Consider the following 19,706-nt stretch of genomic DNA (forward strand, 5'->3'; position numbering starts at 1 on the left):
AGTGACAAATTTTTTGGAACTGCAGTATTAAACCATTCATACATATTACAATAAGAAAGAAAAGCGAGTAAGTAAACAATCCAAGCCAAATGATCCGATCATTGGGTTAACTAGCGCTTGAGAAGAGAGAAGAAATAGAACAACTATGCTATCTATTGGACGGAGACGAAAGATGAAGGTGGCTGAGTTAAATTTAGTTACCCGATTTGTACTGGAAAAAAAGCAAATCTGCATGGTGGAATTTACCATCTGACGCAAGTAGAAATGGCGTATCACTCCAATCGAATCGAAGGATCGAGAATTTCTGAGAAGCAAACCGCCTTAATATTTAAAAATAATATTCTCCCTCCTGCTGAAAGTGGCGAGGCAACGAAATTAGATGATATCAAAGAAATAGAAAGTCATTTCAAAGGTTTCGATTACGTGATCGATCATATCGAAGAACCGTTATCGAATGATTTTATCAAAGAACTACATCAAATTTTGAAAAGAGGAACAACCGATGAAAACAATCCGCTAACACCTGTCGGAGAATTTAAACTTGTTCAAAATATGATTGGTTTTGGTTATGCTGAGCTTGAAACCTCAGCACCCGAGGAAGTAACTGAAAAAATGACGGAATTACTTGCTTATTATGAAAACTCAAAAAAAAAAAGCTTAGTTGAAATTGTAGATTTTCATGTGAAATATGAACGAATCTACCCGTTTGCAGATGGCAACGGGCGTATAGGACGTTTGCTCATGTTCAAAGAACGCTTGAAGCACAATATCATGCCTGTCGTGATCAAAGATGTCGAACGTGAATTCTATTACAGAGGTCTAAGTAGTTGGGGAACCGAGAATGGTTATTTACTTGATATTTTAGGTATGAGCCAAGATATGCATGAACAGTTTTTGAAAAAATGAAATTCACAGGATTGATTCATCAATAAAATAGTTTTATAGATAATTGAAAAAAGTCGAGCGATGATAATCATCGTCCGACTTTTTTTAGTTTTAGCCGTTGTTTGACTTTCGTTGGCAATAATGCTGCGACGATCGAAAATGGAATACATAGAATATACCAAGCAATCAGGCGACTATTGCCGTAACGTGCATAAATCTTGGTCAATAGCGATTGAAGAATCACCAGCCCTAGGAGTAAGCTGATCGCGAAGAACCATCTTGTATCCCAATCAGTCAAATGACGTATTGCGTTCATGGCTAAAGGATAACCATAGAAAAAAATCCCGACTATCGTGACTCGCCAATTCCTGACGATTGTTTGAAGGTTCAATAGTAAAAAGACGACCGATAGTAAAAAAGCAATGGGCGGAAACAAACCGACGAGGAAGGTATAGACGATTCCCCAAAGTACCATTCCAGGTCCTTTGATCAATGTGACGACCAGAAGAAAACTAGCCATCAATAGCAATTGCTGTGTCAATGTCGCAATTGTTAACCAGCCAAATAAAATCAACAAAAACCAGTGTAGTTTGGATTGTTTTTGTTCTTTTTGTGGAAAGAAAGTGGTACCTTTATCTTTTAGATAAGATGCTAGTTTTGGATCGATCGATTGAAAATCCATAGGTTACCTCCTTACATTTCAAGTAGCTTCATTCTATAAGAAGTAAAACAAGAATACATCCGTCTTTAGAGGGATATTTTCACTACAAATTTCTGAAAAGAATGGTAAAATGAAAAGTTCTCGGTTATACTGAAAAAAATAAAAAAGAAATACGAAATGAGGAAGAGAATGAAGGGGAAATTAAAACGCGAGATCAATTTGTTTGGTGCATTATCCACAGTAATGGGAACTGTGATCGGCGCCGGCGTCTTTTTTAAAACAGCAGCGGTAGTGGCAAGTACACAATCAACAAGTTTGACGTTACTCGCGTGGTTGTTAGGGGGATTCTTAACGATCTGTGCGGGGCTAACAGTCGCTGAATTAGCCACTGCCATTCCTGAAACTGGTGGAGCGGTCAAGTATATTGAAGCAGCTTACGGTAAGTTACCAAGTTTTTTGTTAGGATGGGCACAAAGTTTGATTTATTTTCCAGCCAACATTGCGGCATTATCGATCATCTTTGCAACACAGCTGATCAATCTCTTACAGCTATCTCCTGATTATTTATTAGTGATTGCTATTATTACAGCATTTTCTATCACTGGATTGAATCTGTTAGGGACCAAAGTTGGTGCGTACGTTCAATCTATTACATTGGTAGTCAAGTTGATCCCAATTGCAGTGATTATTATTTGGGGGCTTCTGACACCAGGACAAGGTACTGTTCAATTATTTCCAGTAGAAGCCGGACAAGGTGTTTCATGGGCAGAAGGACTTAGTGGTGCTTTGTTGGCAACGCTTTTTGCTTACGATGGCTGGTTAGGTGTCGGAGCCATGGCTGGAGAAATGAAACGTCCAGAAAAGGATCTACCAAAAGCAATTATTTTAGGCTTGAGTTTTGTGACATTCGTTTATCTATTGATCAACTTCGTCTTTTTAAAAACATTACCAATTGATCAAATTGCTGGGAACTTGAATGCTTCATCTGATGCGTCAGCAGTCATCTTCGGTGAACTAGGAGGGAAAATCGTGACGATCGGTATTTTGATCTCTGTCTACGGCGCATTGAATGGTTATACGTTGACTGGGATTCGTGTTCCATATGCAATGGCATTAGAAAATGAATTACCGTTCAGCAACCAGTTGACAAAGCTTTCAAAAAACTTTACTGTTCCTTATGTCCCTGCGTTGTTCCAATTAGCGATTGCATGTATCATGATGAGTTTAGGGTCTTTTGATTTTCTGACGGATATGTTGATTTTTGTCATGTGGCTATTTAGCTTATTGATTTTTATTGGTGTTTTTATTTTAAGAAAGAAAGCCCCAGAGATGCCTCGTCCATACAAAGTACCCCTTTATCCTGTGATACCGATCATTGCGATTTTAGGAGCCATCTTTATTTTAGGGATGACACTGATCACACAAACGAATTTGGCATTGATCGGAATATTAGTCACATTGTTAGGTGTACCTGTGTTTTATTACAAAAAAAAACAGACTGAAAGTAACTAACTGATAATGAAAAAGACAAGAAGTGAATCAAGTCATTTCTTGTCTTTCTTTGCATAATATATCTTGTTTTTTAGTCTTTGACACTTCTTTAACGCCTATATATATGCTAAAGTAATGAATGAAAAGGAGAGATAAAGATGATATTTGATTCTCATACTCATTTGAACGCGGAACAATTCAATGATGATATTCCTGAAACGATCCAGCGTGCAGAAGAACTAGGTGTGACTAAAATGGCCGTTGTAGGATTTGATACACCAACGATCGAAAAGTCCTTGATGCTTAGTCAAGATTACCCAAACATTTATAGCATCATCGGCTGGCATCCTACAGAAGCTGGTAGCTATACGAAAGAAATCGAAAACAAACTACAAGAACAACTGACTTTACCAAAAGTGGTTGCTTTAGGGGAAATCGGACTGGATTATTATTGGATGGAAGATCCCAAAGAAGTCCAAGATAAAATCTTTAGAAGACAGATCGCCATTGCAAAAGAAATGCGTTTACCGATCAGTATCCATACGAGAGATGCCTTGGAAGATACTTATAAGGTGTTAAAAGAAGAAGACATTCGTGATATTGGTGGAATCATGCATAGCTTTAGTGGTGATTATGAATGGGCACAACGTTTCCTTGATTTAGGGATGCACATTTCTTTTAGTGGTGTCGTGACATTCAAAAAGGCGTTAGATGTGCAAGAAGCAGCGACAAACGTCCCAATGGATCGTCTATTAGTGGAAACGGATGCTCCTTATTTAGCGCCAGTGCCATATCGAGGAAAAAGAAATGAACCAGGGTATACTCGTTACACAGTCGAAAAGATCGCTGAACTTCGTCAATTACCAATGGAAGAAGTAGCGGCACAAACATGGAAAAATGCCCATCATTTATTTGGATTGTCAGAGCATGACTAAGTTAAAGATCCAAGAAATCATTGTTGTCGAAGGGAAAGACGACACGAGAAGGCTACAAGAAGTGGTTGAAACCGACACGATAGAAACGATTGGTTCAGCGATCAATGAAGAAATCTTGATGCAGATCGAACATGCACAGGAAACTAGGGGAATCATTATTTTTACGGACCCAGATTTCTCAGGTGAGAAGATCCGTAAAACGATCATGGAAGTGGTACCACAAGCAAAACATGCATTTTTGCCAAGGAACCAAGCCGTACCGAAAAAAAGGGGAAGCTTAGGGGTCGAACATGCGAGTGATGAAGCGATATTAGAAGCGTTGAAAAAGGTCGTTACGCCAATCGATGATGAGACCCAAGCACCGGAGATCACTAGACAAATACTTGTTGCATATGGATTGATTGCTGGAGCACATGCAAAAGAAAAACGTGAGATGTTAGGTGATGAATTACGCATCGGTTATACGAACGGAAAACAATTGGAAAAACGATTGAACATGTTCCGAATTACGTTAACTGAGTTTAAGCAGGCAATGAAAAAAGTGGAGGATCATTATGAGTGAATATCGGGATATTGCAACACCCACTAGAACAAAAGAAATTTTATTGAAGCACGGCTTCTCTTTTAAGAAGAGTTTAGGACAAAACTTTTTGACAGAGCCCAATATCCTTCGGAAAATCATTGAAACTGGTCAAATCGATCAGCAGACTAATGTGATCGAAGTAGGGCCAGGAATTGGTGCATTAACAGAGCAAATCGCGCGTCATGCCAAACAAGTAGTCGCATTTGAAATCGACGATCGATTGATTCCTGTCTTGGCAGATACCCTTTCACCTTATCCGAACGTCACAGTCATCCACCAAGATATTTTGAAAACTGATTTAGCAGAGGCAGTCCGTACAAAATTCAACGAGCAGTTACCATTGAAAGTGGTAGCTAATCTACCTTATTACATCACGACACCAATCATGATGCACTTTCTTGAATCAGACGTAGTGGTTGACGAAATGATCGTGATGATGCAAAAAGAAGTAGCTGATCGCATCTCAGCAAAACCGGGAACAAAAGCATATGGTTCTTTATCGATCGCTGTGCAATACTATATGGAAGCAAGTTTGGCTTTTATTGTGCCAAAAACAGTATTTGTGCCACAACCAAACGTGGATTCAGCAATCTTGAAATTGACAAGACGCGCAACACCAGCAGTTTCCGTAACGGATGAAAAAGCCTTTTTCCGTCTGACAAAAGCAGCGTTTCAACAGCGTAGAAAAACTTTATGGAATAATTTGCAACATGCCTATGGGAAAGACGAAGAAACTAAAAGATGGTTAACTGAAAGTCTGACTGAGGCAGGAATCGATCCGAAAAGACGAGGAGAAACACTTTCTTTAGGAGAATTTGCTGCTTTGAGCAATGCCATGGAACATCTAAAAAGATAAAGTGAAGAATAGAAGGCTGAAAAAGTCTTTTCGCTCTAAGCATAAGGCATCACTTGAGGAAACCATTTTGGGTATTCTTCAGGTGATGCCTGACTATGTTAAGAAATAAGGTCCGAGATCAAATTTTTCGATTTCAGAGTGGGTAGCATTTCAGACATCCTGTTTCTCTTGATGTGTCTTGACACTTAAGAAAGTTAGCGGTACAATAGGTCAAAACAAATGTGTCAAGACACATCAAGGGAGTAAAAAAATGAAAACAAATTCTGTAAGAAAATTGACAATTTCCGCTTTATTGATCGGAATGGGCGTCCTTATTCCGATGATCATGCCTAAGATCGTGATTCCGCCTGCTTCATTTACACTAGCTTCACATGTGCCATTATTTATCGCAATGTTTTTTTCACCTGGTGTAGCTGTGGCAGTGGCGCTAGGTACAACATTTGGCTTCTTCTTGACGACACCCGTGATTATTGCGCTTCGTGCACTATCGCATTTGGTGTTTGCTCTGCTTGGTGCGTGGTATTTACAAAAAAAACCAGGGATCGTCTTAAAAGACGGGCAATTCACATTAATGAACTGGCGTTTTCAAGGGTTTAACCTATTGATCGGCGTGATCCACTCGATCATCGAAATGCTAGTGGTAAGTGTGTTCTTCTTCATTGGGAATATGCCGGAAACATACTATGCAGAAGGCTACTTCTATACCGTATTCATCTTGATGGGGATCGGTGGCTTGATCCATAGTTTGGTGGATTACAATATCGCTTACTTCATTGCTGGAACATTGAGTAAATTCTTTGATATCCCAGTTTTCACTGCTGCCAAGAAACAGCAAAAGAAAGAGATCGTGCAAGGAACGATTAAAAAAGTCGTTTAGCAATTCTACAGATAAAGACTGAAAAATAACCAGAAAAAAGACCCAAGATCGAAAGATCCTAGGGTCTTTTGCTTATTGTCCATTAAGGGATCGTGATGACATCTTCTGTATCTTTATCAAAGAAATGGCCTTTGTTGATATTGAAGGCAAGGTCGATCATTTCACCTGGTTTGTGGAAGTCACGGGCGTCAACTTTTGAAATGAACTCAGTTGTTCCAGTGCGAGTATAAAGCATGGTTTCTGCGCCAAGTAATTCTGATACAACGACTTCGGAATTGACAACAGTTTCTGGTGAGGCATCCAAGACAACTTGTTCACTATGGATATCTTCTGGACGGATACCAAAGACAAGTTCTTTTCCTTCATAACCTTTTTCAACTAGCACTTTATTTTTACCTTCAGGGATTCTCAATTTTAGTCCATGACCATCTGAGATAACGCCTTGGCTTAATTTTACATTGAAAAAGTTCATGGCAGGCGAACCAATGAAACCAGCAACGAACATGTTGACCGGTGTGTCATAAACTTCTTTCGGTGAACCGATTTGTTGGATAAATCCATCTTTCATGATGACGATACGGTCTGCCATTGTCATCGCTTCTGTTTGGTCATGGGTAACGTAAATGGTTGTTGTTTCTAAGCGTTGATGCAACTTCGCGATCTCGGCACGCATGGCTACACGTAGTTTGGCATCCAAGTTTGACAATGGCTCATCCATCAAGAAGACTTTCGCATCACGTACGATGGCACGACCTAAAGCGACACGCTGACGTTGCCCCCAGAAAGAGCAGCAGGTTTACGTTTTAAGTATTCAGTCAAACCAAGGATCTCAGCAGCATTTTCCACACGTTGTTGGATGTCTGCTTTGTCGTACTTACGCAATTTCAAACCAAACGCCATATTGTCAAATACCGTCATGTGAGGGTATAAGGCATAGTTTTGGAATACCATCGCGATATCACGGTCTTTAGGAGCAACATCGTTCATTACTTTGCCACCGATATTCAATTCTCCTTCGGAAATATCTTCAAGACCAGCGATCATTCGTAGAGTTGTTGATTTCCCACAACCGGAAGGACCAACGAATACGATAAATTCGCGATCTTTGATTGCCAAGTTAAAGTCAGTAACAGAATAGTTTTCTGCATTGTCATATTTCTTGTATACATTTTTCAGAGCCATTTCTACCATCGTACAAACCACGCTTTCTTTTTTCTTTTATTTGATGTGCTTAGTATAATTGAAAGCGCTATCTACATTCAATGTCACAATGAACAAGAATTCGTGGAATCTTTCGTCAATGTGTACAAAATAATTGAAAAGTGCATGAGATAACTAAATCTCTCACCTATAAAATAGAATAAATGATGTTCATGAAGCAGATCCTTCAATAATGAGAGGAAACTCCAGCAATATGGCAATTTATTTTTGGATCTTTTACTGCTCGCTTTATCAGAACTTTACCCTTTATTCACTATATTCGAGCGTATAATACTTTGTGGGTATTAAGAAATATAAAAAAAGATACAACCAAGAAAAAAATTTTGATTTTCATGTTAGATTAAGTTGAACTCGGTTTAACATGAGCTGGGAGATGATAATAATGGAAACAACTGTTAGAAAGATTGGAAATTCTGTAGGAGTGATTTTTCCAAAAGATATTTCTCCAGAAGTTGGAAAAATATATACGATTATAAAAATAGGTGAAACATATGTATTAAAACCCAAAAAAGAAGATATTTTCAAGAGTCCAGAGGCATGGGAAGGCTTTAGAGATCCAATCACCAAGAAGATAAAGAGTGGGATGAGATGAACCGTGAATGGGAGGAACTGTAAATGGATTATCCAAAGCAAAAAGACATTGTATGGCTGGATTTTGATCCATCTAGAGGAAAGGAAATAAATAAGCGAAGACCAGGTTTGGTAGTAAGTAAGAATAACTTCAACCAATACACTGGTTTTTGTTTTATTTGCTCAATCACATCAACTGAAAGAAAATTTGATACATATATTAAGATAAAAGAACCGCAAATAATTTCTGGACAAGTTGTTACACATCAGTTGTGTTCAATTGATTACACCGCTAGAAAATTAATAAAAATTGAACAATGTGATATTCTGACAAGGGTGGATGTACGAGAAGTCCTTGATATGTTTATAAAGGAATTTGAAAAATATCAAACCACAAAGAAATTTGTTACACTGGTAAAAAAGGAGTGAGGACGGATGAAAATAGCATTGATTGCACATGATCGTAAAAAAGAATTGATGATCAAATTTACAACAGCCTATAAAATCATACTTGAACAACATGAACTATTCGCGACAGGGACAACTGGTCAGCGGATTGCAGAAGCCACAGGATTATCGGTCCATCGGTTCAATTCAGGACCTTTAGGCGGTGACCAACAAATTGGCGCGATGATCTCAGAAGATGAATTGGATCTAGTGATTTTCCTGCGTGATCCTTTAGCAGCTCAACCTCACGAACCTGATGTCACTGCGTTGATTCGCTTGGCTGATGTATATGATATTCCTTTAGCAACAAATATTGGGACAGCAGAAGTTTTGTTGCGTGGACTTGAAGCCGGATTTTTGGAATTTCGAAAAGTCATTCATGAAGAAGGAAGTAAGCTCCCTTTTCCTAATAAGATCTAAAATTCGGATTTTACGAGGATAGAGACAGTTGATCAAGACGAATGTCTGCTATGTTACGAACTTAGGAATCGTTTTCGTTTAGAACATTAGGTTTTTTTATTTACAGTTCTTCCTTTTCTATGCTATAGTTTGTCTGGGATAAGTTCCCACTATTAACAGAGTAGAAAATAAAGCGTTAAGTGCTTAGAGGATGGGATGTTGCCTCTAGGACGAAGGACGTAAGTTCGCGGTTTTATTTTCGCATTCGCTGCATGAAACATGTAGCAGCTCTTAAAGGAGATGCTAGAAATGAAGAAAAATCGTTTAGATGCTCGTATGATTACGATCATGGGACTGCTGATCGCATTGATGGTCACGTTGTCTCGCTTAGTTTCATTTGAAACACCATTACTCAAAATCAGTGTAACGTTCATTCCCCAAGTAATCATGGGTATTTTATTTGGCCCATTTTGGACAGGGATCGGTTCTGTGTTAGCTGATGTGGTGGGTATGGCATTATTTCCTAAATCTGTCTTTTTCATCGGCTTCACGTTGAATGCTTTTATTGAAGGAGCGATTTATGGGTTCTTTTTCTATCGCAAAGAGATCACTTGGAAAAATGCAATCCTAGCCACGCTCAGTGTGACAGTGTTCGTTAGCTTGATCCTGACACCATTATGGTTGGTCATCATGTATCAAGTACCGATGAACTGGGTATTCTGGGGACCACGTTTATTAAAAGCCATTATCTGGTTGCCGATCCAATCGACGATGATCTATGTGATTGGGCGCGCCATGCCATATAAAAGAATTTTGCGGAGTTTAACGACGCATACAAAATAAAAAACAAGCAGTCTTCCCATCCCAGAAGACTGCTTGTTTTTTGCATAGATCAGAAAAACCATCTGATTCGATGTTCACTATTTTTCAACCGATCCAGTAAATTGCGCTTGGTAAAGTTGACGATAGCTGCCATCTTCAATTTTCAATAATTCATCATGTGTTCCCATCTCAACAATTGCCCCTTGATCCATCACGAGGATCTGATCGGCATTTTTGATCGTGGACAAGCGATGGGCAATCACAAAACTCGTTTTTCCTTCCATCATTTTTAGGAAGGCATTTTGGATTTTCTTTTCTGTCAACGTATCCACTGAACTTGTTGCTTCATCAAGTATCAACATGGGTGGATTACTGATCATCGTACGAGCAATCGTCAGTAATTGACGCTGCCCATCGGAGATTTTTAACCCCTGTCCACCAATGCGTGTATCTAGTTTTTGTGGCAAGCGTTGGACAAATTCATACATATAGGCTGATTTTAGGGCCTCATTGATTTCTTCATCGCTGGCATCTGGCTTCCCGTAACGTAAGTTTTCTCGTAACGTACTGTCGAATAACCAAGTATCTTGTAAAACCATCCCAAAGCTTTTACGCAAGGAATCACGGGCGATTTGGGTAATATCATAATCGTCGATCGTGATTGTCCCAGAATTGACATCATAAAAACGCATCAATAAATTCACTAATGTGGATTTACCAGCTCCTGTTTTACCAACGATTGCCACAGTTTGACCTGGTTTGGCAACAAAGCTGAAATTCTCGATCAATCGTTGTTGTGGTTCATAAGAGAAAGAAACATGTTTAAATGCGACCTCGCCTTTGATCGTTTGAGGATCAAGTTGATACGCAAAAGGTTCATCTGGCGTTTCTTCCGGTTGGTCGATCAATTCAAATGCTCGTTCTAAACCAGAAAATGCTGTTTGGATCTGTGTCGTGATACCTGATAATTCAATAAAAGGTTTCGAAAACTGACTTGAATAGATTGTAAAGCTTGAAATGATCCCGACAGTAATCGTTGAATCACTTCGTAAGGCGAGTAAACCACCAATCAAACCAATGGAGAGATAGGCTAAGTGATCGACAAAACGAGAAGAGGGATTCGTTAATGAAGAAGAGAATTGTGCGCGCTGCCCTTTTTCATATAAATCAGCATTCAATGCACTGAATTGCTGTTGATTGACTTCTTCTTGTTGGAACGCTTTGATGATTTTTTGATTACCGATCCGTTCCGTAACAAAACCTGAGATATTTCCGATGATTTTTTGTTGGTTATCAAAATCATTTTGAGAAGCTCGTGCAACTAACCAGCTGACTAAGAAAATGATTGGTGTCGAACAAATGACGACAAGTGTCAATAACGGACTCAAACTGAGCATGAAGATCAGTGAGAGGATAATGATGGCTACCCCAGAAAACAATTGATTGAACGCCGCTGATATCGCGATGGAGATGTTATCCATGTCGTTTGTAAAGCGACTGACAATGTTTCCATGGGCATTTTGATCATAGTATCTTAAAGGTAAAAGATTCAAACGTGCAAAGGCGTCTTTTCGTAGATTCGCAACGGAGAGGTAAGCCAATCGGTTACTTAATACTTGGATCAGCCATTGACTGATGACATTAAGTAAAACGATCCCGCCAAACATCACCAGAAGTTGGACTAATCGAGTAAAGTTGACTTGCCCCACACCAACCATTTGATCGATACTTTGACCGATTTGTAAGGTCATCACGACGGTAGCAACACCATTGACGATTCCCAACAAGACAGCTAACCAAATTTCACGTGGATGGGCCGTCAGATAAGGAACAAAACGTTTGAGCGTTTGCCAAGATAGTTTTTTTGTTTTCATTTTATACCTCCTCCTGTGATGCCACGATTTCACGATACTCAGAAGATTGACTAAGCAATGTATTATGTGTACCCTGGGCCACGATTTTTCCTTGATCCATGACGAGGATATGCTCTGCTTGTTGAATCGAACGGATACGTTGAGAAATAATGATGACCGTTGTGTTAAGGGAAGTTTGTAGTGCTTGGCGCAAGTTTAGATCCGTCTGATAATCAAGTGCACTCAAGGAGTCATCTAAGATCAATAAGGCAGGTTTGGCGATCAATGCACGAGCAATCGTCAACCGTTGTTTTTGTCCCCCGGAAAAGTTTTTCCCATTCTCCATGACTCTTGTGTCTAAACCTTTGGGTAATTGGCGAACAAAATCCTCTGCTTGGGCAATTGCCAAAGCTTCCCAACACTCTGCGTCTGTCGCGTCAGGTTTTCCCCACTGAAGGTTTTCCCGAATGGTACCGGTGAATAAGACAGCCGTTTGTGGTACTTGCGAAATCTGACTTCGTAATGTATCTAACGGCCAGTCACGAACGTCTTGTTCATCAAATAGCACAGAGCCTTCACTAACATCATAAAAACGTGGAATCAATTGTGTCAATGTGGTCTTCCCGCTTCCGGTCGGACCAATGATTCCTAAGACAGTTTGGCGTTTCAAAGTGAAATTGATTCCTTGTAATGACAGACCAGATTCTGGCGTATAACGAAAATCTACGTCTTTAAATTGTAGAATTGTTTCAGAATCCATGACTGGTTCACTAGGAGTCTCAGCATCTGTAATGGTATTTTCGGTATCTAAGACTTCTTTAACCCGCTGAGCAGAAGCTTCTGCACGAGTGAAAATCACGACAAGATTGGAAACGACGATCAAGGCTAATAACATTTGGTTCATATAATTGATCAATGCTAAAACTTGTCCTTGTTGTAAGGAACCGATATTTACCTTGACCCCGCCGACAGTCAATAGACAAATGATCCCAACATTCATGATCAATGTCGTTGCCGGAGAGAGCAAAGCGGAGATATTGGAAACACGTAAATAATTTTTTGCTAAGTCATCCGTGTTTTCATCAAATGTTTCGATTTCTTTATTGGTACGTGAAAATGCTCGGATCACACGAACCCCGCTTAAGTTTTGGCTAACAGTCTCATTTAGACCATCCAACTTTTCTTGGACTTTTTGATAGAGGGGGATCGTCTTACGGATAATAAAGTATAAAATGACTGAAAAAACAGGTAATAGAGCTAAGAAGAATAGCCCGACTTGCCAGTCGATCACAAAAGCCATCACTACTGATCCAATACTTAAAAAAGGTGCTCGGATCAATAAACGGATAACCATTGCGAGTGCAAGTTGTAGCTGATTGATATCATTGGTCATCCGCGTGATCAATGTATCCGTCCCAAAATGATTTAATTCACTATGGGAGAAAGAGTTGATTTTTTTGATGAGTTGGTTTCTAAGTTCTGTTCCAAACCCTTGAGAGGCAATGGATGAGTAATATTGACAAATAATGGCACAGATCAATCCAATCACCGACATGACGATCATCCAGATACCCATGTTGATAATTACTTCACGATTGTTCATTTTTAGCCCATTATCGATCAGCGAAGCCATCAGTAAAGGTAAAATCAATTCAAAGACTGCTTCTAAAAATTTAAATACAGGACCTAGGATGATTTGTTTTCGATAGTCTTTCGCATAGCGCAATAACTGAATCATAAAAATTTCCTCCTAAAAACAAGTTACCCAATATTGTTCGAACGTCTATCGGCAAAAAACAACCGATTTATGATAAATAGATATCCTTAAAGCAACAAAAATATCTTGCAGCGAGAAATCTAACGATGATATAACTAGGTACTCTCATATTGTAGCTTATGAAATTTAGAATGAAAAGAGAACAAGCCTTTTCATAATTCGCACATTTTAGTAAAACTTAAGAAATCACACCATAACGCTTAACGCATTGTCGCTCTTGCAACTCCTATAATTGAATAAACCATAGAAAAAAATAACCACAAAAAAGCACCATCTAAAAAAATTGACAAACAACTCTCGTAGATGGTGACTTATTTTCCTTGGCTAAAGATTCCTGCCTCGGTCTCTTTCGGTTATTAATAATTTTTATTTTTGTAAGTCAGCTAAAACTGTCTCACCTTTAACATCGACATCAATGACATTATAGAACCCATTTTTAGTATCAGCGACATCCCAAACAGCTAAGATCACATGATAACCTAAACGGTCATTGGGAATATTGATCGAATGTGTCGGATTAGTAGAAGCTAGTTGTCCATTATTGCCTACTTCACCAATGAATTCCAAGTCGTCTCTTGTCAACACATCATTTTGATTCCAACCGGCTTTTGTCATGTAGTAATGCCATTTTGTTGTTGAATGGTTGGCAGTGAATGTCCAAGTAAAATCATTTGCACCAGCTGTCAGTTGTTGTTTTGTCCACAATGAGGCTGTTTGTTGATCCAATAAGAAATCACCTACCGCACCATTTGCAGAAGCGATTTGACCATCTTCAGGTCCAGCAGCTGGGAATCCTTTTGGTGCTTCAAGAGATTGTGGCTCATTAATAACAGCTCCGTATTTTTTGAATGCAGCATTCCAGTCTGTATTTTTGTCAAGGCTTCCTTGGTATCCACGACTTGCTGGTTCAGAAACGTAACCATGAGCAGCAACCTCAACAGAAGTAAGCGTGCTTGCTCCGATACCTGCTAAAATGAATCCTAAACCAATTAATGTACTCTTTTTCATAATAATTCCTCCGATATTTTTACTTTATGCAATGTACGATTGTCATCATAACGGATATATTATTAATGTGAAAAATATGTATGTTATTGCAACAAAAAAATTTCGTTTATCGCGAGTGTTATTAGAAATTATACTATTTAGTCATTTTTTAGGTGGAACGCAAATGTTCGCTGGAGAAAGAATTGCCACTGAAGGAGTCGCGTTTGCACAGTATAGAAAGGGGAGACATGGAGACAAAACAAGTAATAAAAGAATCTATTGAGAGGAATTGTAGAGAACGAATCAGAAAATCAAGGAAGCAACGTTATGCACCAACACAGGCAGTAGGCTAGTACGCCCGTGTAGGTGATCCATATGACTGGGCAGGATCTGCTGACTTTAGTAATCGGTACCCCTGAAAGGAATACACGAAGACGAATTTCTTTAATGCGTTGCATTTCTGATAGTTCTTTGATCGATAATCGTCTGACTACATAATGTGTGAATGAACTATTTAGAAAGTCTCGTATCAAGTACGCTATTCCAGTGGAACCTATCGAATCAATCGAGAATAAATAGAGAGACTTAAAAACCGTGTATCTTCTCATTTGGAAGTGAGGAGATACACAGTTATTTTAGACAGGATTCACTTGGCGTTGTGGAGAGAGGCAATCGCACGTACTTTTGACAACGACTTTTGTGTGGTGATCATTGTGCGAAAATTCACATAGTTCAGCAGAAAATTTTTCTTTTAGATTGATCATGTAGTCTTTACTCGTAGAAAGATCTAACCATTCAAAAAACGCAATACCCGTTTCCACTTCTTTTAAAGCTGTTTTTTGTCCATCAGCTAGTTTATCTAAAGCAGCAAATACTTTGTAATGTGCAAGATCGAGTGTTTGTTTGTGTGTTGTCGCGATTTTTTTTAATTGGGCTAGAAATAATTTGCGTAATGTGGTTGATTCACGGTTAAAAGAAAGACGTACACCATTCAAAATAAAGTTAGAAAGGAGTTCAGAATAATAGGTATTATCTAGGTAGGATTTCATCTTTATGACACTATTTTGGAACGAATAGGCAATATATTCATCATCAAAAATAAATAAACAATTCGAAAAAATAGTCAATTCAAAGTGCCCCCATGTATCAATCTTTTCAAGATACTTCTTTATAACACTGATTTCTTCTTTCATTGATGCGGTAAAAGAACTACTATACAGATAATTTGAAATCAATTTTCTCTGGGCATAGATCAAACGATAATAAATGTTTCCTGTTTTTTCAAATTCGTTGAGCAATTCTTGTTCTTGAGCAGATGTAATGGTTTTTGAAGTGATTAAATAATTCGTTAATTTTTGTTTATTAGACAACGAATTACTATTCAACAAAAATTGATATTCTTCAAGTGTGATATTCATCCGATCAAGGTAGTTCACTATTAGTTCAAAGCCGATTTTTGTTCCCCGTGATTCGAAAGCTGCTAAGGTTCCTCTTTGTGAGATACCTGAAGTTAGTTGTTCTTGTGTCAATCCACGATCTTTTCTTAATTTTCGAATTAGAGCAGCATGTTCTGTCATGTTCATTTCCTCCAGAAGCTGTTTTTTGTACATGGCTATAATAGCATAATGTAGTTATGTGGATGTTATGTTTTCATATATGCGCCCTTTTGTTAAAAAAGTGCGATTTTTTTGTTTGGAAAGTTATTTTGTTGCAATACCAAACAAAAAAAATTTTGAAGGATAAGATATGTTTTAATCTGTTCTGTAATACAAATTTAGGAGGGAAAAAATGAATAAGAAAAGTTTATTATTCTCAGTTGGTCTTTTAGGTTGTTTGATTGGAGGCGGAACAGATGTGTTTGCAGCAGACGCAGCAGATACGATGCCAGATATCTCAAATCGCCAAGTTTCAGTAGGTTATTATCATAATTGGGTGCCTGAACAAGGTGCGGGTTACCAAGGTGGCCGTCCGGCAGATACTGATTTGGCAAAAGTAAATCCTTTTTATAATGTGATTGCTGTGTCATTCATGAAAGGAGAAGGTATCCCAACATTCAAACCTTACAATATGTCAGATGCTGAATTTAGACAAAAAGTAGCCACTTTGAATGCTGAAAATCGTGTGGTCATTATTTCACTTGGTGGTGCAGATTCTCATATTGAATTACATAAAGGGGATGAACAAGCCTTTGCCGATGAAATCATCCGTTTGGTTGAAGTTTATGGATTTGATGGCTTAGATATCGATTTAGAACAAACCGCAGTAGATGCAGGCGATAATAAAACAGTGATTCCAGATGCTTTGAAGATTGTCCGTGCGCATTTTGAGAAAGAACAAAAACATTTTATTATCTCAATGGCGCCAGAGTTTCCGTACTTAAGAACACAAGGTAAATATGTACCATACATTACTGCTTTAGAACAAGAATATGACTTTATTGCACCACAGTTATACAACCAAGCAGGTGACGGTATCAGTGTTGGAACTGAATGGATCGCTCAAAATAATGACAGCAAAAAATTTGAGTTCTTATATGGAATTTCAAAAGCTTTAAACGAAGGAAGCGGTGGGTTTATCCAAATCCCAGCGAATCGCTTAGCTTTAGGTATTCCAGCAAACGTGGATGCTGCAGCAAATGGTTTTGTAAAAGAACCATCGAAAGTTTACGATGTATTCGAACAAATGGAAAAAGATCAAACACCGTTAAAAGGTTTGATGACTTGGAGTATCAACTGGGATGAAGGAAGAAACTCAGCTGGAGTAGAGTACAATGAATCATTTGCGAAGTCTTATCAGGATCTATTCCAAGAAAAAACACCTGATACAGAAAAACCATCACAACCAACAAATCTAGCAGGCACAGCCACACATTCAACTGTTGCTTTATCATGGACAAAATCAACAGATGATCGTGGCGTAGCAGGTTATTACATTTATCGTGATGGCGAACAAATTGGCAGAGCAACAAATAATACTTATACAGACACAAAATTGACTGCCAGCACAGAATACACTTATACAGTGAAAGCATTTGATGCAGCTGGTAACGTTTCAGAAGAAAGTAAAGTATTAGTGATCTCTACATTAGAAGAGCCACCAGCAGACTTAGAAGCTCCATCAGTACCATTGAACATTACGGCTTCATCAATTAGTGACAAGAGTGTTGCTTTATCATGGACACAATCAACAGATAACGTGGGTGTAGTAGGTTACTATGTTTACCGTGATGGTGAGCAAGTAGGAGAAACAGAAACAAATAGATTTAGTGACGCAGGATTAACAGCTAATACGGAGTATTCTTATACAGTAAAAGCATTTGACGAAGCGGGCAACATTTCAGAAGAAAGCAAAGCATTAGTTGTGACAACGGCGGATGCACCATCAGTAGAAGCATGGGATGCAGATACAATTTATGATTTAGGTGATGTCGTGACACACAAAGGAAACACATATCGTGCAAAATGGTGGACACGAGGCAATGAGCCTGGAGCTGAACCATGGGGACCTTGGGAATTGATTGGCTAATCGATCCATACCCGTTTTTATTAATGAAGCAATCGTTGATGCTGAATCAATCAACGAATAATTGATTTGCTCAGTATTGTTAAGATTTTCGTGTATGTATAACGAGAATCTTAGCAACTGGGGGAAACGCATGATAAAAATTCAATTATTTTTTATGCTTGTATAACAGAACATGAAAAAAACATATATTATAACAACTATTATAAAAATTCCAAGTCCTCTTTTTAGAGGGCTTTTTTTATTTTATAAGAAACATAATTGTTTTGTTATAATAGTGCTATGTATAAAAAAATCATCGAGAAAGAATTACGGTAAATAGAAGAGATGGACACAGTGACAGCTGATTTTTAGAAAAATAAATAAAAAAACGAAAATCGCTTATTGAACGACGATCTTCGTATTTTTATTCTTGAGATTTTTGTCTATTCTTGAAAATTGGACTTACATTGGTGGAGTAACTGACCACATAAGATACACCTCCTTTTGTTCAACTGTTGATAAATAGACTATATCATTGGAATAGACCAAATAAACATCTTGTATGGTATTGCAACATTATAATTTCTATTTAAGTTAGATCAAGAAATAAAATGGCTGAATAAAATGTTTCTGGCGTCATTTGACCTTTCACACATCTAAACTGTATAAAGGAGGGGAACAAAAGTAGCCACTTCGAAACACTTCTATCTCGACCTCTTCTTAAACAAAAGCTAAAAACAATGAAAATAAGTCCAGTATTTTGTTAATCTATACTATAATAGAAACTAACTATGAATTTTGGAGGAATTTCCATGAAACAAAAAATTGCAGTATTAGGCCCTGGCTCTTGGGGAACTGCTTTAGCTCAAACCTTAGCAGAAAATGGACATGACGTCCGTATCTGGGGGAATGTTCCAGAACAAATCACAGAAATCAATACGTATCATACAAATAAACACTATTTACCTGAATTACATTTACCAGAATCGATCATCGGTTACACAAAATTGGCTGAAGCTGTCAAAGAGGTAGATGCAGTATTATTTGTCGTACCGACGAAAGCAATCCGTGCTGTAGCACAAGAATTGCTACAACATTTAACGACAAAACCAGTGATCATCCATGCAAGTAAAGGATTAGAACAAGACACGCATAAGCGGATCTCAGAAGTGATTGCTGAAGAAATCCCAGAAGAAAAACGGCAATCCATCGTTGTTTTGTCGGGACCTAGTCATGCAGAGGAAGTGGCAGTTCACGATATCACAACGATCACTGCTGCAAGTGTTGATCAAAAAGCAGCTACTTATGTCCAAGCAATATTTATGAATGATTATTTCCGAATCTATACAAATAATGATGTGATCGGTGTGGAAACAGGTGCAGCATTAAAGAATATCATTGCAATCGGTGCCGGTGCGATCCACGGTCTTGGTTTTGGTGACAATGCGAAAGCGGCGATCATGACAAGAGGATTAGCTGAAATCAGTCGTCTCGGTGTAGCAATGGGTGCGAACCCTTTGACCTTTATTGGATTGAGCGGTGTCGGTGATCTGATCGTCACTTGTACCAGTGTCCATTCACGTAATTGGCGCGCGGGGCATATGCTAGGTGAAGGACAGAAATTAGACCAAATCTTAGAGAATATGGGGATGATCGTGGAGGGTGTATCGACAACAAAAGCGGCGGTTGAGCTTGCTGAGCAACTAGGTGTAGAGATGCCCATCACTCAAACAATCTATCAGGTCCTGTATCAAGGGAAGGATATCAAACAAGCAGCAAAAGAAATTATGTTGCGTGATGGCAAGATGGAAAACGAATTTCAGTAAATCAACAGAATG

General features: G+C 38.5%; 15 protein-coding genes, 3 pseudogenes and 1 riboswitch. Of the genes and pseudogenes, 12 read left to right on the forward strand and 6 right to left on the reverse strand.

Annotated features, from left to right (window positions below):
• The first annotated feature begins 264 nt into the window (after positions 1 to 264).
• Positions 265 to 906 carry a Fic family protein gene (locus tag CYK55_RS03400; protein WP_235186338.1) on the forward strand — a complete coding sequence of 214 codons (642 nt, stop codon included), beginning with the start codon at positions 265 to 267 and terminating at the stop codon, positions 904 to 906.
• 67 nt (positions 907 to 973) lie between these two features.
• On the opposite strand, the gene CYK55_RS03405 is transcribed toward CYK55_RS03400, so the two are convergent.
• A complete protein-coding gene (locus CYK55_RS03405) occupies positions 974 to 1,567 on the reverse strand; it encodes a hypothetical protein (RefSeq protein ID WP_034688892.1) in 594 nt (197 codons plus the stop codon).
• A 168-nt stretch (positions 1,568 to 1,735) separates the two neighbouring features.
• On the opposite strand from CYK55_RS03405, the gene CYK55_RS03410 reads away from it, so the two are divergent.
• The 5 genes from CYK55_RS03410 (at position 1,736) to CYK55_RS03430 (ending at position 6,288) form a co-directional block, all read left to right on the forward strand.
• Positions 1,736 to 3,058: an APC family permease gene (locus CYK55_RS03410; protein WP_126133946.1), complete on the forward strand. Its 1,323-nt coding sequence runs from the start codon at positions 1,736 to 1,738 to the stop codon at positions 3,056 to 3,058.
• A gap of 137 nt (positions 3,059 to 3,195) precedes the next feature.
• Positions 3,196 to 3,972, forward strand: a complete 777-nt coding sequence (locus CYK55_RS03415) for a TatD family hydrolase (protein WP_023519222.1) — start codon at positions 3,196 to 3,198, stop codon at positions 3,970 to 3,972.
• Positions 3,965 to 4,534, forward strand: a complete 570-nt coding sequence (rnmV, locus tag CYK55_RS03420; RefSeq protein ID WP_034688886.1) for a ribonuclease M5 — start codon at positions 3,965 to 3,967, stop codon at positions 4,532 to 4,534. The genes CYK55_RS03415 and rnmV overlap by 8 nt, the downstream gene beginning before the upstream one ends.
• Positions 4,527 to 5,411 carry a 16S rRNA (adenine(1518)-N(6)/adenine(1519)-N(6))-dimethyltransferase RsmA gene (rsmA, locus tag CYK55_RS03425; protein WP_034688884.1) on the forward strand — a complete coding sequence of 295 codons (885 nt, stop codon included), beginning with the start codon at positions 4,527 to 4,529 and terminating at the stop codon, positions 5,409 to 5,411. Before rnmV ends, rsmA begins: the two co-directional genes overlap by 8 nt.
• A gap of 250 nt (positions 5,412 to 5,661) precedes the next feature.
• A complete protein-coding gene (locus CYK55_RS03430) occupies positions 5,662 to 6,288 on the forward strand; it encodes a hypothetical protein (RefSeq protein WP_034688882.1) in 627 nt (208 codons plus the stop codon).
• A gap of 82 nt (positions 6,289 to 6,370) precedes the next feature.
• Here CYK55_RS03430 and CYK55_RS03435 read toward each other — a convergent pair.
• A pseudogene (locus CYK55_RS03435) lies at positions 6,371 to 7,479 on the reverse strand (ABC transporter ATP-binding protein).
• A gap of 412 nt (positions 7,480 to 7,891) precedes the next feature.
• Here CYK55_RS03435 and CYK55_RS03440 point away from each other — a divergent pair.
• From CYK55_RS03440 to CYK55_RS03455, 4 genes and pseudogenes are all read left to right on the forward strand, one after another.
• A pseudogene (locus CYK55_RS03440) lies at positions 7,892 to 8,124 on the forward strand (AbrB/MazE/SpoVT family DNA-binding domain-containing protein).
• Positions 8,125 to 8,448: pseudogene (locus tag CYK55_RS03445) on the forward strand (type II toxin-antitoxin system PemK/MazF family toxin); the annotation flags it as partial.
• Between the two features lie 66 nt (positions 8,449 to 8,514).
• Positions 8,515 to 8,946 carry a methylglyoxal synthase gene (mgsA, locus tag CYK55_RS03450; protein ID WP_034688879.1) on the forward strand — a complete coding sequence of 144 codons (432 nt, stop codon included), beginning with the start codon at positions 8,515 to 8,517 and terminating at the stop codon, positions 8,944 to 8,946.
• Positions 8,947 to 9,100: 154 nt separating this feature from the next.
• A riboswitch (THF riboswitch) is annotated at positions 9,101 to 9,198 on the forward strand.
• A 36-nt stretch (positions 9,199 to 9,234) separates the two neighbouring features.
• On the forward strand, positions 9,235 to 9,768 hold the full coding sequence (locus CYK55_RS03455; RefSeq protein WP_034688877.1) for a folate family ECF transporter S component: 534 nt from the start codon (positions 9,235 to 9,237) through the stop codon (positions 9,766 to 9,768).
• A 77-nt stretch (positions 9,769 to 9,845) separates the two neighbouring features.
• On the opposite strand, the gene CYK55_RS03460 is transcribed toward CYK55_RS03455, so the two are convergent.
• From CYK55_RS03460 to CYK55_RS03475, 4 genes are all read right to left on the reverse strand, one after another.
• Positions 9,846 to 11,621, reverse strand: a complete 1,776-nt coding sequence (locus tag CYK55_RS03460; protein ID WP_034688876.1) for an ABC transporter ATP-binding protein — start codon at positions 11,619 to 11,621, stop codon at positions 9,846 to 9,848.
• Between the two features lies 1 nt (position 11,622).
• Entirely contained in the window at positions 11,623 to 13,338 is a 1,716-nt protein-coding gene (locus tag CYK55_RS03465) for an ABC transporter ATP-binding protein (protein WP_126133948.1), read from the reverse strand.
• 405 nt (positions 13,339 to 13,743) lie between these two features.
• Positions 13,744 to 14,385 (reverse strand): lytic polysaccharide monooxygenase auxiliary activity family 9 protein, encoded by a 642-nt coding sequence (locus CYK55_RS03470; protein ID WP_126133949.1) that lies wholly within the window; start codon positions 14,383 to 14,385, stop codon positions 13,744 to 13,746.
• 614 nt (positions 14,386 to 14,999) lie between these two features.
• Positions 15,000 to 15,941: a helix-turn-helix domain-containing protein gene (locus tag CYK55_RS03475; protein ID WP_126133950.1), complete on the reverse strand. Its 942-nt coding sequence runs from the start codon at positions 15,939 to 15,941 to the stop codon at positions 15,000 to 15,002.
• Between the two features lie 211 nt (positions 15,942 to 16,152).
• On the opposite strand from CYK55_RS03475, the gene CYK55_RS03480 reads away from it, so the two are divergent.
• Positions 16,153 to 17,889, forward strand: a complete 1,737-nt coding sequence (locus tag CYK55_RS03480; RefSeq protein ID WP_034688869.1) for a fibronectin type III domain-containing protein — start codon at positions 16,153 to 16,155, stop codon at positions 17,887 to 17,889.
• Between the two features lie 791 nt (positions 17,890 to 18,680).
• Positions 18,681 to 19,694, forward strand: a complete 1,014-nt coding sequence (locus CYK55_RS03485; RefSeq protein WP_126133951.1) for an NAD(P)H-dependent glycerol-3-phosphate dehydrogenase — start codon at positions 18,681 to 18,683, stop codon at positions 19,692 to 19,694.
• The last annotated feature ends 12 nt before the right edge of the window (positions 19,695 to 19,706 follow it).

The organism is Enterococcus mundtii, from assembly GCF_003957375.1.
GTDB classification, from domain to species: domain Bacteria; phylum Bacillota; class Bacilli; order Lactobacillales; family Enterococcaceae; genus Enterococcus_B; species Enterococcus_B spodopteracolus.

What these genes read in the sequence shown, in the direction of transcription:
- CYK55_RS03400 (WP_235186338.1), top strand. Translation starts at nt 265, where the DNA reads ATGGCGTATCACTCCAATCGAATCGAAGGATCGAGAATTTCTGAGAAG.
- CYK55_RS03405 (WP_034688892.1), bottom strand. Translation starts at nt 1,567, where the DNA reads ATGGATTTTCAATCGATCGATCCAAAACTAGCATCTTATCTAAAAGAT.
- CYK55_RS03410 (WP_126133946.1), top strand. Translation starts at nt 1,736, where the DNA reads ATGAAGGGGAAATTAAAACGCGAGATCAATTTGTTTGGTGCATTATCC.
- CYK55_RS03415 (WP_023519222.1), top strand. Translation starts at nt 3,196, where the DNA reads ATGATATTTGATTCTCATACTCATTTGAACGCGGAACAATTCAATGAT.
- rnmV (WP_034688886.1), top strand. Translation starts at nt 3,965, where the DNA reads ATGACTAAGTTAAAGATCCAAGAAATCATTGTTGTCGAAGGGAAAGAC.
- rsmA (WP_034688884.1), top strand. Translation starts at nt 4,527, where the DNA reads ATGAGTGAATATCGGGATATTGCAACACCCACTAGAACAAAAGAAATT.
- CYK55_RS03430 (WP_034688882.1), top strand. Translation starts at nt 5,662, where the DNA reads ATGAAAACAAATTCTGTAAGAAAATTGACAATTTCCGCTTTATTGATC.
- mgsA (WP_034688879.1), top strand. Translation starts at nt 8,515, where the DNA reads ATGAAAATAGCATTGATTGCACATGATCGTAAAAAAGAATTGATGATC.
- CYK55_RS03455 (WP_034688877.1), top strand. Translation starts at nt 9,235, where the DNA reads ATGAAGAAAAATCGTTTAGATGCTCGTATGATTACGATCATGGGACTG.
- CYK55_RS03460 (WP_034688876.1), bottom strand. Translation starts at nt 11,621, where the DNA reads ATGAAAACAAAAAAACTATCTTGGCAAACGCTCAAACGTTTTGTTCCT.
- CYK55_RS03465 (WP_126133948.1), bottom strand. Translation starts at nt 13,338, where the DNA reads ATGATTCAGTTATTGCGCTATGCGAAAGACTATCGAAAACAAATCATC.
- CYK55_RS03470 (WP_126133949.1), bottom strand. Translation starts at nt 14,385, where the DNA reads ATGAAAAAGAGTACATTAATTGGTTTAGGATTCATTTTAGCAGGTATC.
- CYK55_RS03475 (WP_126133950.1), bottom strand. Translation starts at nt 15,941, where the DNA reads ATGACAGAACATGCTGCTCTAATTCGAAAATTAAGAAAAGATCGTGGA.
- CYK55_RS03480 (WP_034688869.1), top strand. Translation starts at nt 16,153, where the DNA reads ATGAATAAGAAAAGTTTATTATTCTCAGTTGGTCTTTTAGGTTGTTTG.
- CYK55_RS03485 (WP_126133951.1), top strand. Translation starts at nt 18,681, where the DNA reads ATGAAACAAAAAATTGCAGTATTAGGCCCTGGCTCTTGGGGAACTGCT.